The organism is Cycloclasticus sp. PY97N (genome assembly GCF_002443175.1).
In the GTDB taxonomy this organism is placed as follows: Bacteria; Pseudomonadota; Gammaproteobacteria; order Methylococcales; family Cycloclasticaceae; genus Cycloclasticus; species Cycloclasticus pugetii.
Genome location: NZ_CP023664.1, coordinates 1290214 through 1303302, shown reverse-complemented (window position 1 = coordinate 1303302; position 13089 = coordinate 1290214). Strand labels below are relative to the sequence as shown.

Annotated in this window: 12 protein-coding genes; 8 read left to right on the top strand and 4 right to left on the bottom strand. The window is 43.0% G+C overall.

What is annotated here, in order from left to right:
• Nucleotides 1-18 precede the first annotated feature (18 nt).
• Nucleotides 19-801 (bottom strand): crotonase/enoyl-CoA hydratase family protein, encoded by a 783-nt coding sequence (locus tag CPC19_RS06455; protein WP_201765917.1) that lies wholly within the window; start codon nt 799-801, stop codon nt 19-21.
• A gap of 100 nt (nt 802-901) precedes the next feature.
• The gene (locus CPC19_RS06450; RefSeq protein ID WP_016390186.1) at nt 902-1408 is read right to left on the bottom strand and encodes a TetR/AcrR family transcriptional regulator; all 507 of its coding nucleotides are present in this window, start codon (nt 1406-1408) and stop codon (nt 902-904) included.
• Nucleotides 1409-1541: 133 nt separating this feature from the next.
• Between CPC19_RS06450 and CPC19_RS06445 the strand changes: the two genes are divergently transcribed.
• Genes CPC19_RS06445 through CPC19_RS06415 form a run of 7 tightly spaced genes read left to right on the top strand, consistent with a single transcriptional unit; the run spans nt 1542 to nt 9850 of the window.
• Nucleotides 1542-2702, top strand: a complete 1161-nt coding sequence (locus CPC19_RS06445) for an isovaleryl-CoA dehydrogenase (protein WP_016390185.1) — start codon at nt 1542-1544, stop codon at nt 2700-2702.
• A 2-nt stretch (nt 2703-2704) separates the two neighbouring features.
• Complete coding sequence (locus CPC19_RS06440; RefSeq protein ID WP_016390184.1) at nt 2705-3886, top strand: thiolase family protein; 1182 nt, start codon at nt 2705-2707, stop codon at nt 3884-3886.
• A 32-nt stretch (nt 3887-3918) separates the two neighbouring features.
• Nucleotides 3919-5526: a carboxyl transferase domain-containing protein gene (locus tag CPC19_RS06435; RefSeq protein ID WP_016390183.1), complete on the top strand. Its 1608-nt coding sequence runs from the start codon at nt 3919-3921 to the stop codon at nt 5524-5526.
• Nucleotides 5527-5538: 12 nt separating this feature from the next.
• Nucleotides 5539-7542 carry an acetyl/propionyl/methylcrotonyl-CoA carboxylase subunit alpha gene (locus CPC19_RS06430; protein WP_016390182.1) on the top strand — a complete coding sequence of 668 codons (2004 nt, stop codon included), beginning with the start codon at nt 5539-5541 and terminating at the stop codon, nt 7540-7542.
• 3 nt (nt 7543-7545) lie between these two features.
• Nucleotides 7546-8445 carry a hydroxymethylglutaryl-CoA lyase gene (locus tag CPC19_RS06425; RefSeq protein ID WP_016390181.1) on the top strand — a complete coding sequence of 300 codons (900 nt, stop codon included), beginning with the start codon at nt 7546-7548 and terminating at the stop codon, nt 8443-8445.
• 36 nt (nt 8446-8481) lie between these two features.
• Nucleotides 8482-9183: a CoA transferase subunit A gene (locus tag CPC19_RS06420; RefSeq protein ID WP_016390180.1), complete on the top strand. Its 702-nt coding sequence runs from the start codon at nt 8482-8484 to the stop codon at nt 9181-9183.
• A 10-nt stretch (nt 9184-9193) separates the two neighbouring features.
• Complete coding sequence (locus tag CPC19_RS06415; RefSeq protein ID WP_016390179.1) at nt 9194-9850, top strand: 3-oxoacid CoA-transferase subunit B; 657 nt, start codon at nt 9194-9196, stop codon at nt 9848-9850.
• 82 nt (nt 9851-9932) lie between these two features.
• Here CPC19_RS06415 and CPC19_RS06410 read toward each other — a convergent pair whose 3' ends face one another.
• Both CPC19_RS06410 and CPC19_RS06405 read right to left on the bottom strand, forming a co-directional pair.
• Complete coding sequence (locus CPC19_RS06410; RefSeq protein ID WP_162789637.1) at nt 9933-10643, bottom strand: fatty acid desaturase; 711 nt, start codon at nt 10641-10643, stop codon at nt 9933-9935.
• 427 nt (nt 10644-11070) lie between these two features.
• Nucleotides 11071-11829, bottom strand: a complete 759-nt coding sequence (locus tag CPC19_RS06405; RefSeq protein ID WP_016390177.1) for an NUDIX domain-containing protein — start codon at nt 11827-11829, stop codon at nt 11071-11073.
• Nucleotides 11830-11921: 92 nt separating this feature from the next.
• On the opposite strand from CPC19_RS06405, the gene CPC19_RS06400 reads away from it, so the two are divergent.
• Nucleotides 11922-13064 (top strand): acyl-CoA dehydrogenase family protein, encoded by a 1143-nt coding sequence (locus CPC19_RS06400; protein ID WP_016390176.1) that lies wholly within the window; start codon nt 11922-11924, stop codon nt 13062-13064.
• The last annotated feature ends 25 nt before the right edge of the window (nt 13065-13089 follow it).

The window sequence follows — 13089 nt, the reverse complement described above, 5'->3', positions numbered from 1 at the left end:
ACTCCTAAGACTAAAAACTTAAGCCCAGCTTGCTTTGCGTTTATTTAAAAAGGCTTCTATGCCTTCTTTACCTTCTTCTGTTTCCCAGGCATCCGCCAAATTATCGGCCGTGTAAATAGCATTTTCTTCTGCCGTATGGGTATCTACATAGTCAATGAGTTTTTTAGTCGAGGCAATCGCTCCAGGCGCGCACTTTAAAATCATTTTTACTTCTGTTTCTATCGCTTGATCTAGTTCACCAACTGTTACAACATCTGTTAAAAGGCCGATTGTTTTTGCTTCCGTCGCACCAAACACTCTTGCGTTTAAAAAGTTTCTGCGTGCATTTGCTGCACCAATTCGTTTAACGACATACGGTGAAATAGTCGCGGGGGTCAGCCCCAATTTCACTTCTGTTAAGGCAAATTTTGCTGTCTCAACGCCGATACTAATATCGCACACCGACACCATACCAACACCACCACCATAAGCAGGGCCCTGAATACGGCCTATTATAGGTTTACTTAAGTTGTTTAAAGCCGCTAACATTTTTGCAAGTTTGCTAGTTTCTTCTACACGTTGCGCTCTTGTTTTACTGATATTGCTTTCCATCCACTTTAAATCACCGCCGGCACAAAATGTTTTACCTGCTCCCGTTAAAACAACCACACGAACAGCAGCATCCAATTCCACAGTGGCACAAATATGTTGCATCTCTTGGATAAAATCAGCACTCATAGCATTGTGTACGATTGGTCGATTGAAGGTCACATAAGCCACCCCTCTATCATCAATATCCATAATTATATTTTTATACTGCACGGTGCTCTCCATCTACATAACAACCATTAAGAAACAAATCAGCTTGTGATTGTGCAATTGCTTCCACGCTTGCACCACTATCAACATACCAAATACTTGCCTAATTCATACTCCCGAAAATGGCAAGACGCAATAAATGCTTATCTACCCCTGTACGTATAACACCATCTTTTTCAGCTTGCTCGAATAAATCACGCCAAAAATTCTCATAAGCATCACGGTCAGGTTGTGCCGCATTATGAACGGCTTCTGGCACTTGCCCATAATTTCTAATACTGGCTAAGGTATAGTCCGAGTGCCGCAAGATAGCGATTAAATGCCCCCGAATAGCAGCCCGTAACAAGTCAGGAAAAGAAGGCGCCTTAGCCAACTGTTCTACTTCGTATTCAACAATATCTCGGATCAGATGGACACTTTTATTAAGTACTTCCTGCACTAAAGCTTCTTTTGAGTTGAAGTGATAATACAAACTCCCTGCCTGCATGTTTATTGATTCTGCAATATCTTTTAAATAAGTTCCATGATAGCCATGCTGACTTAATTTTTTAGCCGCTGCATCTAAAATTAACTGACGGGTAACGGAGCTTTTTTTTATTGTATTTGTCACTGAACCTAACCCTTTGATGAAGCCATAGTTTAAATCTAATGCAGATTAGATTCTAATTAGCGTTAGAATGAGTATAGTGATATGATCCGGCAAACGCAATATACAATAACTCAAATAAACACAAGGAAATCCAATGACTTTTAATGTTCAAATTAATGATGAAGTGGATGCGTTACGTGAGGCTGTACGTAAGTTTGCAGACGGTGAAATCGCCCCACTCGCTGAATCTGTTGATAAAGACAATGAATTTCCAAATCAACTTTGGCGTGCCTTTGGAGACATGGGTTTATTAGGCATGACCATTCCTGAAGAATACGGTGGAACTGGGCTAAATTACCTATCACACCTTGTCGTCATGGAAGAAATATCAAGAGCCTCTGCCTCTATCGGTTTATCTTACGGCGCTAATTCAAACCTTTGCTTAAACAACCTTTACCTAAATGGTAGTGAGGAACAACGATATAAATATTTACCTAAACTCTGTACGGGTGAATATATTGGCGCTTTGGCTATGTCTGAACCCGGGGCAGGTTCAGATGTCGTCGGTTCGATGAGTTGTAAAGCCGAAAAAAAGGGTGATAAATGGGTCGCCAACGGTAACAAAATGTGGATTACCAATGGCCCCGACGCTGACGTGTTGATTGTGTATATGCGCACTGCTGGACCAGAAGCCGGTTCACGCTGCATGACTGCTTTTATTGTAGAAAAGAGCATGCCTGGTTTTTCAACCGCACAAAAACTAGATAAGCTTGGTATGCGTGGCTCTAATACTTGTGAATTGGTTTTTGAAAACTGCGAAATTCCTGAAGAAAATGTACTTGGCAACGTTAACGAAGGGGTTAAAGTACTTATGAGCGGCCTTAATACCGAGCGCATGGTGCTATCCGGTGGCCCTATCGGCATTATGCAAGCCACCATGGATATTTGCTTACCGTATATTCATGAACGGAAACAATTTGGTAAACCTATTGGCCTGTTTGAGCTAATGCAAGGAAAAATGGCCGATATGTACGTTGCTCTTCAATCAACGCGAGCTTTTGCTTATCGTGTGGCTGAACAATATGACAAAGGCAATGATTCACGTAAAGATGCTGCTGGGCTTTTACTATTTGCTTCAGAAAATGCCGTAAAAGTTGCATTAGAAGGCATCCAAACGTTAGGCGGTAATGGCTATATCAATGAGTTCCCTACTGGCCGTTTACTACGAGACGCCAAACTTTATGATATTGGCGCCGGTACCAACGAAATTCGTCGGATGTTAATTGGCCGTGAATTATTTGAAGATACAAAATAGATATGAATAAAAAAAGCGTTGTTATTGTTGCCGCCAAACGAACGGCTTTAGGTAGTTTTCAAGGTCAATTTTCCTCGCTTAGCGCATCAGACCTTGGCAGTTACGCAATAAGCGCCGCTATCGAAGACAGCCATATTGAACCCACTCAAGTGGACAGCGTGCACATGGGCTGCGTATTACCTGCTGGACAAGGCCAAGCACCCGCACGGCAAGCCTCATTAAAAGCAGGCCTACCGCTATCGGTGCCTTGTAATACTGTTAACAAAATGTGTGGATCTGGCATGCAAGCAGTGATGTACGGCTACAACCAAATATTAGCGGGTGATGCTAACTGCGTGGTCGCAGGTGGTATGGAATCGATGACTAATGCTCCCTACCTTTCAGCCAATCTACGTGGGGGCCTTAAAATGGGCCACAGCGAAATGATTGATCATATGTTTCACGATGGCCTGCAAGATGTTAAACATGGCAAATTAATGGGTTCATTTGCTGAACTGTGCGCAGAAAAATACGGCTTCACGCGTGAACAACAAGATGATTTTGCCATTACCTCATTGCAGCGAGCTAATGCAGCGACTCAATCAACGGCTTTTGAGTCTGAAATAACACCGGTTGTCGTTAAAAATCGCAAAGCTGAAACGCGCTATGCAACTGATGAACAACCGGCCAAGGCCGACCTTAACAAAATCAAAACACTACGTCCTGCTTTTAAAAAAGATGGCACGGTTACCGCCGCCAATGCCTCGTCTATTTCTGATGGTGCGGCTGCCTTGGTATTAATGGATGTAGATGAAGCGCGCAAACAAGGCCTGCAAGCGCTTGCAACCATCACCGCGCAAGCAGTACATGCACAAGATCCTGATTGGTTCAGCACCGCGCCTATTGTTGCTATTCAAAAAGTATTAGAAAAATCGGGCTGGGCTATTAACGATGTTGATTTATTTGAAATAAATGAAGCCTTTGCTGTAGTCACCATGGCAGCCATTGAAACGCTTAATTTAGACCCTGACAAAGTGAATGTTAATGGTGGTGCATGTGCCTTAGGTCACCCGATTGGTGCATCAGGCGCGCGCGTTCTAGTCACATTAATTCACGCATTAAAAGCTAGGCAACTGACTAAAGGGGTCGCCACGCTATGTATTGGCGGCGGCGAAGCCACTGCAATGGCGATTGAAATAATTTAACGCTGAGCACTTAACAATTATTAAGGTAAACAATGCCGGTCATTAAATCAAAAATTGAACCAGCATCTGCTGATTTCAAAGCAAACACGATTCAAATGGAATCGCTTGTTGATGAACTTAACGAACGCATCACTAGCGCTGCCAAAGGTGGCGGCGAACGTGCACGTAAAAAACATTTAGCTCGCAATAAACTACTGCCAAGAGATCGGATTAAAGCCTTACTGGACCCAGGCAGTGCTTTTTTAGAGCTATCGCAGTTAGCCGCTTATGGCATGTATGATGATGCTGCACCGGCAGCAGGCATCATTACCGGTATTGGCCGCATCCACGGTGGCGAAGTGATGATTATTGCGAATGACGCCACCGTTAAAGGCGGAACCTATTACCCACTCACCGTCACCAAGCACCTACGAGCACAAGAAATTGCCGCTGAAAACCGCCTACCCTGTATTTACCTGGTTGACTCTGGTGGTGCCTTTTTACCTCTACAGCACGAAGTATTCCCCGGCAAAGAACATTTTGGCCGTTTCTTTTATAACCAAACACGAATGTCTGCTGATGGCATTCCACAAATTGCCGTAGTGATGGGCTCCTGTACCGCTGGCGGCGCTTATATCCCATCACTGTGTGACGAGTCTATTATTGTTCGCGAACAAGGCACTATCTTTTTAGGTGGCCCGCCTTTAGTGAAAGCCGCTACCGGTGAACAAGTCTCTTCTGAAGAGCTAGGCGGCGCAGAGCTACACTGTAAGCAATCGGGCGTTACCGACCATATTGCTGAAGATGACTCGCATGCCCTGTCCATTGCACGTAACGTTATTGAACACCTCAACGAAACCAAAGAGCTTCAAGTAAAAGTTCGTCAGTCTCGCGAGCCCTTATATCCAAGCGACGATATTTTAGGCATTATTCCTAAAGACCCAAAACAACCGTACGACATACGCGAAATTATTGCCCGCTTAGTAGATGGTTCTGAATTCCAAGAATTTAAACCGCTGTATGGCCCAACGCTAGTGTGTGGTTTTGCCCATATCCACGGCTACCCAGTTGGCATTATCGCCAATAATGGTATTTTATTTTCACCCTCAGCACTGAAAGGCACGCATTTTATTGAGTTGTGCAATCAACGTGGCATTCCACTTCTATTTTTACAAAATATTACTGGCTTTATGGTCGGTAAAAAATACGAAGAAGAAGGTATCGCAAAAAATGGTGCCAAAATGGTCACCGCTGTGTCTTGCGCTAGTGTGCCAAAGTTCACCGTGTTAATTGGTGGCTCCTATGGCGCCGGTAACTACGGCATGTGTGGCCGTGCGTTTGGCGCACGTATGCTTTGGAGTTGGCCAAATTCTCGTATTTCAACCATGGGTGGCGAGCAAGCAGCCGCCGTACTAGCAACGGTTAAACGTGATGCACTTGAAGCCGCTGGCGAGAGCTGGGCTGATGAAGAGGAAGAAAACTTCAAAGCACCTATCTTGGCTCAATTTGAAGAGCAAGGTAACCCCTATTTTGCTACCGCTAGACTTTGGGACGATGGCTTAATCGACCCACGAGATACTCGCCGAATTCTCGGCCTATCACTCGCTGTAGCCGCTAAAACGCCAATAGAAAAAGCCAATTTCGGCGTTTTTAGAATGTAGAGAGTTGATCGAATGTTTAAAAAAATACTCATAGCAAACCGTGGTGAAATCGCTTGTCGGGTGATCTCCACACTTAAAAAAATGGGCATCACCAGTGTGGCTGTTTATTCAGACGCCGACCGTCATGCACGCCATGTCTCACTAGCTGATGAGGCTTATTATATTGGTGCTTCAAGGCCAGATGAATCTTACCTAAAAGCTGATGACTTACTGGCACTCGCTAAAAAGAAAAACATTGATGCGATTCATCCTGGCTATGGTTTTTTATCTGAAAACAGCCACTTTGCACGTGCCTGCCTAGAGGCGAAAATTACCTTTATTGGCCCCTCCGCTGACTGTATTGAAAAAATGGGCGCTAAAGATGCAGCAAAAGTGCTTATGGAAGCTGCCAATGTGCCGGTTGTGCCTGGTTACCATGGTGAAAATCAAGCACCTGAACACTTGCAAAAACAAGCTGAAAAAGTAGGCTTCCCCTTGTTAATAAAAGCGGTGTCTGGCGGTGGTGGTAAAGGCATGCGTGTTGTTAACAAAGCCGCTGAGTTTGCTAAATTGCTAGACTCAGTAAAACGTGAAGCGATGAATGCCTTTGCTGATGACCGTGTCTTACTCGAACGCTATATCAGCAAGCCTCGTCATATAGAGTTCCAAATATTTGGTGACTGTCATGAAAACTACGTACATTTACACGAACGCGAATGTTCATTACAACGTCGTCATCAAAAAATTATTGAAGAAACGCCCTCGCCCTTCTTAGACGAAAAAACACGTCAAGCCATGGGTATTGCTGCTGTTAATGCGGCACGTGCTATTCGTTATTCGGGCGCTGGAACTATCGAGTTCATCGTCGGTGAAGACCGTTCTTTTTACTTTATGGAAATGAACACACGCCTTCAAGTAGAACACCCTGTGACCGAAATGGTCAGTGGGCAAGACTTGGTTGAATGGCAAATTCGTGTTGCCGCTGGTCAAGCCCTTCCCTTAAAACAAGAGCAAATCCCGCGTACAGGCCATTCGTTTGAGGCACGCCTCTATGCTGAAAACCCTAACAATCAATTTCTACCATCCACCGGCAAACTTCAGCATTTACGTTTCCCCACAAGCGATAAAAATCTGCGCATTGAAACCGGGGTAGAACAAGGCGACAGCATCAGTGTGTTTTATGACCCAATGATCGCAAAATTAGTGGTTTGGGGTGAAGACCGCGAAACAGCACGTAAACGTTTATTAAATGCCTTAGGCGAAACCGGCATTATTGGTGTTGAAAACAATATTGCCTTCTTAGGAACATTGGCAACACACCCAGACTTTATTGAAAACAAGATTGATACTCAATACATTGATAAAAAGTTAAACAGGCTTCTTGCAGATAGCGAGGTGGAACTACCAGACAATGTCTTACTTGCCGCAACAGTAAAGCGTCTTCTTGAGGGTAAGCAATTAGTTAAGGAAATGGCAGCCATATCAGTTGATGGTAATTCGCCTTGGTTTGATACCACTGGTTGGCGGCCCAATGGGCAAAGCCAGCGCAGCCTATTTTTTAACTATGAGGAAACCGATGAGATAGAAGTTAAAGTGACCGAGAATGATGAACACTTTATTTTTCATCTAGACGATGATCTAGATGTTACCGCTGAGTCCTTGGCTAACAATGTCATCCGATTACAAATTAATGGTAGCTGGGAGCGTTTTATAGTTTTAAGGCACGAGACAAGCCTGCTTATTTCTTGGAAAAACCGTTGGTACGCCTTAACTGAAATCAACCCTTTCGAACCCGATCTGTCAACAATGAGCGCTGATTCAAACATTATTGCGCCAATGCCCGGTAAATTACTAAAAATACTGGTGAACAATGCTGATACCGTTTCTGAAGGTCAGCCCTTAGCCATTATTGAAGCGATGAAAATGGAACATACCTTAAACGCACCCTTTGATGGTGAGATTGATCAAGTATTTTATAGCGAGGACGATTTTGTAGAAGCAGATGCCACCTTAATTACTTTTAAGGAACAGGCGTAAAGCATGCTTCACAATTATCCAAGCCAAGTAAGAATTGTAGACGTCTCACCACGTGATGGCCTGCAAAATATAAAAACCACCGTCCCCACTGAGGTTAAAACTACTTTAATAAAAAAACTGTGTGATGCTGGCATTCAGCATATAGAAGTAGCCAGCTTTGTTAGCCCTAAATGGGTGCCACAAATGGCAGATGCAGAAGCTGTTCTGCAACAATTACCGCCTAGAGAAGATACCTCATATATCGTATTAACTCCTAATCTTCGTGGCTTTGAACGTGCAATAGACAGTGGTGCTAAAGAGGTCGCTATTTTTGCCGCCGCCTCAGAAACCTTCAGCCAAAAAAACACGAATTGTAGTATTGCTCAATCGCTTGAACGCTTCGAACCCATCATGCTCAAAGCGGCTACTTTGGGAGTTCGCGTTCGCGGTTATACCTCCTGCGTTTTAGGCTGTCCCTATGAAGGTGATGTAGCTGTTACTGAGGTTGTTCGAGTATCCAAAGCACTAATTGATATGGGTTGTTATGAAGTATCGTTAGGCGACACTATAGGCATTGGAACACCCATCAAAGCACGTGAAATGATTGCGTCTGTTATTAAAGAAGTTCCAGCAAAAAAACTAGCGCTGCACTTCCACGATACGCGGGGGCAAGCATTAGCTAACATTTTGGCCTGTTTAGAGTATGGAGTGGCAAATATTGATGCCTCAGTCGCTGGCCTAGGTGGCTGCCCTTATGCCGCGGGCGCATCGGGTAATGTTTCAACTGAAGATGTTGTTTACATGTTACATGGCATGGGCATTGAAACTGGTATTGATTTAAAAAAATTAGTCGCTGTTGGGCACTACATTAGCGAACAAATTGCTGGCCCTAATCATAGTAAAGTTGGCGCAGTCTACAAATAAGCCTTATACATAAAATAATTAAACAGGAGTAAAGCCATGAGTGGTTTTAACAAAGTGGTATCAAGCTACCAAGAAGCAATGGCTGGACTAGCAGATAATATGACCATTATTGCCGGCGGTTTTGGGCTTTGTGGCATTCCTGAGGGCTTGATCACCGAAATTAAACATAGCGGCGTTAAGGGTTTAACTATCGTCTCTAATAACTGCGGTACCGATCACTTTGGCCTAGGCATGTTATTAGAAGACAAGCAGATTAAAAAAATGGTTTCCTCGTATGTAGGTGAAAATGCAGAATTTGAACGCCAATATCTATCTGGTGAACTTGAGGTGGAACTCACCCCACAAGGCACCTTAGCTGAAAAAATGCGTGCCGGTGGTGCTGGCATACCTGCTTTTTATACGGCGACTGGTGTTGGAACCCTTGTTGCTGAAGGCAAAGAGCTTAAGCAGTTTAATGGCCGAGACTATATTTTAGAAGAAAGTATTAGCGGTGATTTTGCCATTGTAAAAGCATGGAAAGCAGACAAAACGGGGAACCTCATTTACCGTAATACCGCCATGAATTTCAACCCAATGGCGGCTACCGCAGGCAAAATATCCGTTGTTGAAGTTGAGGAAATTGTTGAGGTGGGTGAGCTTGACCCAAACCATATTCATACTCCCGGTATTTACGTTGACCGAATCATCCAAGGACGTTTCGAAAAACGTATTGAAAAAATCACTCTAGCTAAAAATTAAGGAGCCTCAAATGTCATTAAATCGTGACCAAATTGCCATGCGTGTGGCTCAAGAGTTAAAAGATGGCTACTACGTTAATCTTGGTATTGGTATTCCAACCCTAGTGGCTAACTATGTGCCTAGTGATATTGAAGTGATGCTACAATCAGAAAACGGCTTGCTGGGAATTGGCCCCTACCCGACCGAAGAGCAAGTGGATGCTGATATGATCAATGCCGGTAAAGAAACCGTGACAGCGGCTTTAGGCGCCTCAATTTTCTCATCGGCAGAAAGTTTTGCAATGATTCGAGGCGGCCATGTGGATCTAACCGTACTGGGGGCTTTTGAAGTTGATCAACAAGGTAATATTGCCTCTTATATGATTCCAGGCAAACTCGTTAAAGGAATGGGCGGTGCGATGGATTTAGTCGCTGGTGCCGAGAATATTATCGTTACCATGAGCCATGCAGACAAACGCGATAATTCCAAATTATTGGAAAACTGTACATTACCCTTAACAGGCGCTGCTTGTGTTAAGCGCGTCGTGACCGATTTAGCAGTCATGGATATTAAAGAAGGCGCTTTTCACTTAATAGAACGAGCACCGGGTATCAGCGTTGAAGAAATTAAGCAAAAAACTGCCGGTAGATTAGTCGTGCCGGCTTATGTTCCAGAGATGTCATTTTAAGAAACATCAGCTGCAAAATAGTTAAAACAATTCACATGACACTAGTTTAGAAAGGGTTAATAAATAAGGTATTAGCCGTCTTTTAATTTGATTCAGAAGCAGGCTTTTTACTTGGGTTAAAAAAACTAGCATCCTCATGATGGTTCTTGTGATAAAGGGTGCCAAAACTCACAACATTGGTTAATTTGTGCCAGACCTTGGTATTAAGATTTACTGGCGTGCTAACGCCCTTTTCATCAAACGGGTGATTGTAATAATTAATGACAAAGAACAACCACCACCCTGAAATAAAAACAGGCATCCAGATTGCTGCAAATAGCGTTGGCCCAAATACAAGTAACCAAAACAATGGAGTACCTACAAATATAAGAGCCCCAAGAACCATCGTTAAAATATAAATTGGTTTGGGTAAGTGATGCAATTCAAGATGTTTTGCATCAAGGTAATCAACTGTAGCTTTTTGCATAGTATTTGCGTATGGCCAAAAAGCTCTACCTTTAGGACAATGCGGGTCATTCTCAACATCATCCGCATGTTTATGATGATAATAATGCACCATTTTCCAACCAAAAAAATTCGTTCTCACTAGTAAACTAGCTAATTCGCCTATACAAGTATTTAACCAACGTGGTTTAAGAATTGAGTGACTAGTATTATGTACTAAAGCCGCAGCCGCAATACCAATTGAAACTGTAATTGGCAATAAACTTATCAGAAAAACTGTTGTTTCTAATGGCTCTGGAGATAATAAAACAGCAGGAACAATAGCCAATAACATAGTATCAAAGCGCATCGTTAATGTTAAGCCTATCACCAGTAAGGGCATCAACCAGCCCCCCGAATACGAAGGTAGAAGTATGAAAATCGCAACCCCTAATAAGGCTGCCCAAACAGCAAAATACTGCAACATAAAATAAGGCTTATCGAAAAAACTTTGAAACATGCTGTCCCCACTATGAACTCTAAAGATTAGAGATTGTATCCTAACGAAATGGATAAACAAAAAATATTACCCCCCTCACTTCTTCAGTAATACTTCCCTATGGGCTTTAGTTTTTCAGCATAAGACAAAATTTTCAAAGCCTTAGTTAGACTCTATTAAGAATTTTTCACTTATTCGCCTACTCCTTATCGGCGCATGATCGTTTGGGTCCATGCCCTATATAGGTTTTGTGACGACGAGTCAAAAACTAATATATATTTTTATTCCAAATTAAACCTCAAGCTTTGGCCTTATAAAGAGAGTATTCAACAACCCCTTCTGGCAAATGAATAGTGACGGAGACTGGCTTGCCTGCTTCGTCAATGTTTAGAAGCGGCTCAATGATTGGAACATTATTCTGTTTTTTAGAAAACGCTAAAATATCACTTACTTTTTCAAAGGTCGATAAGCGCTTAAGTTGAACATGTGTTACTGGCATTAACTTAACCTCGCCTTGCTCATAAAGCGATAAAATCTCTTCAGGCAACGCCCAGCAAGACGAGTCAGTTTCTATATTGTCATGACTAACTTGGTGACCCATTGAGCCTTTGGCTATAAAAAAACGTGTATCAAAACGCTTAGGTGTACCATCGGGAGCTATCCAATGGTCATAAAAAATAACCCTGTCTAAATCTAGCGATGCACACTGCTCCCTTAACAAGCTCTCAAAACTCACATCACCTTTATGCAGTTTTTGACGTAATGCTGCGTTAACCTGAATATCATCATCTCTCGTAGCAGCAAGGATGCCCGCCTCCTCTAAGGTTTCACGAATAGCCGCTATTTTATAAGCGTGTATCGATAAATCAGTGTCATTTGTATAAAAACAAAGGTTATTATTTAACCTAAGCTGTTTATCTTGCTCATCAACGACACCGCCGGGAAAAACATAAGCCCCTGCTGCAAAACCTGTTGTTTCGACCCGGCGTAACATACAAACTTCTGGGCCTTTTTTTGTATCCCTTAACAGGATTAGTACAGCAGCTTCTCTGATCATTTCAGCCTATTATTTCCAATGGTTAATCATTCGCTTTATAACGCCATAAAGACCATACTATAACAAGTGTTAGATAGGTCACAGGATTGAGTATGAACAATGAAAATGAACAGTTAATCTTAGATGCAGTTGATAAGTTTTTAATAAAAATAAAACCATCTGTACGTTCATTAGAAGCAAGCGATGAATACCCCGATGATATTGTAGAAGGAATGAAAGAAATGGGCTTATTTGGTGCTGTTATTGACCCACAGTACGGTGGTCTTGGTCTCCCCGTCTCGACTTATGCAAAAATTGTAGAACGCGTTGCCTGCGTATGGATGTCTTTAACGGGTGTGTTTAATTCCCATCTGATTATGGCCATGTCTGTACAACGGTTTGGAACCGAAGAGCAAAAAAATAAATGGTTACCGTTATTTGCTTCGGGTGAGATACGCGGCGCATTAGCGCTCACCGAGCCGAACTGCGGAACCGACCTTCAAGCCATTAATACTGTGGCAAAACGTGAAGGTGATAACTACATGATTAATGGCTCTAAGGCTTGGATTACCAACAGCCTGCATGGTAGTTGTTTTGCTCTGTTGGTAAAAACCAATGCCGCAGCCAATCCTGCACATAAAGGCATGAGTCTTTTTATCGCCCCCAAAGGTGAAGGTTTTGTAATGGGTAGTCAACATAAAAAACTCGGTTATAAAGGCATAGATACCGCTGAATTTTTTCTAGATAACTACCAACTACCAAAGGAAAACCTGATTGGCCTGCAGGAAGGGCATGGCCTACAGCATGCCTTAGGTGCGTTAGCCTTAGGCAGAATCAACGTCGCATCACGTGGTATTGGTGTCGCCTCTGCCGCACTAAAAGACTCTATTAAATATTCACAACAACGTAAAACCTTTGGTAAACCCATATGCCAGCATCAATCCATTCAAATCTATTTAGCTGATATGGCCACACGGGTCGAAGCGGCTCGTCTGCTCGTACAATCTGCCGCAACCGCATTTGACCGAGGTGAGCGCTGCGATATGGAAGCTGGCATGGCTAAGTTATTTGCCACAGAAGCGGCGATGGAGAACTCTGCCGAAGCATTACGCATACATGGTGCGTATGGCTACTCAACCGAATTTAATGTAGAACGATATTATCGGGATGCGCCACTACTCGCCATCGGCGAAGGCACGAATGAGCTTCAACGGATTATTATTGCTAAGCAACTGATCGAGAAAAATCCGCTTTAAATTGTCTTACAACTCTCTACAATAT

Bases quoted from the DNA above. Each gene is read 5' to 3' on its own strand.
- CPC19_RS06445 (WP_016390185.1), top strand. From the start codon at position 1,542: ATGACTTTTAATGTTCAAATTAATGATGAAGTGGATGCGTTACGTGAG.
- CPC19_RS06440 (WP_016390184.1), top strand. From the start codon at position 2,705: ATGAATAAAAAAAGCGTTGTTATTGTTGCCGCCAAACGAACGGCTTTA.
- CPC19_RS06435 (WP_016390183.1), top strand. From the start codon at position 3,919: ATGCCGGTCATTAAATCAAAAATTGAACCAGCATCTGCTGATTTCAAA.
- CPC19_RS06430 (WP_016390182.1), top strand. From the start codon at position 5,539: ATGTTTAAAAAAATACTCATAGCAAACCGTGGTGAAATCGCTTGTCGG.
- CPC19_RS06425 (WP_016390181.1), top strand. From the start codon at position 7,546: ATGCTTCACAATTATCCAAGCCAAGTAAGAATTGTAGACGTCTCACCA.
- CPC19_RS06420 (WP_016390180.1), top strand. From the start codon at position 8,482: ATGAGTGGTTTTAACAAAGTGGTATCAAGCTACCAAGAAGCAATGGCT.
- CPC19_RS06415 (WP_016390179.1), top strand. From the start codon at position 9,194: ATGTCATTAAATCGTGACCAAATTGCCATGCGTGTGGCTCAAGAGTTA.
- CPC19_RS06410 (WP_162789637.1), bottom strand. From the start codon at position 10,643: ATGCGCTTTGATACTATGTTATTGGCTATTGTTCCTGCTGTTTTATTA.
- CPC19_RS06405 (WP_016390177.1), bottom strand. From the start codon at position 11,829: ATGATCAGAGAAGCTGCTGTACTAATCCTGTTAAGGGATACAAAAAAA.
- CPC19_RS06400 (WP_016390176.1), top strand. From the start codon at position 11,922: ATGAACAATGAAAATGAACAGTTAATCTTAGATGCAGTTGATAAGTTT.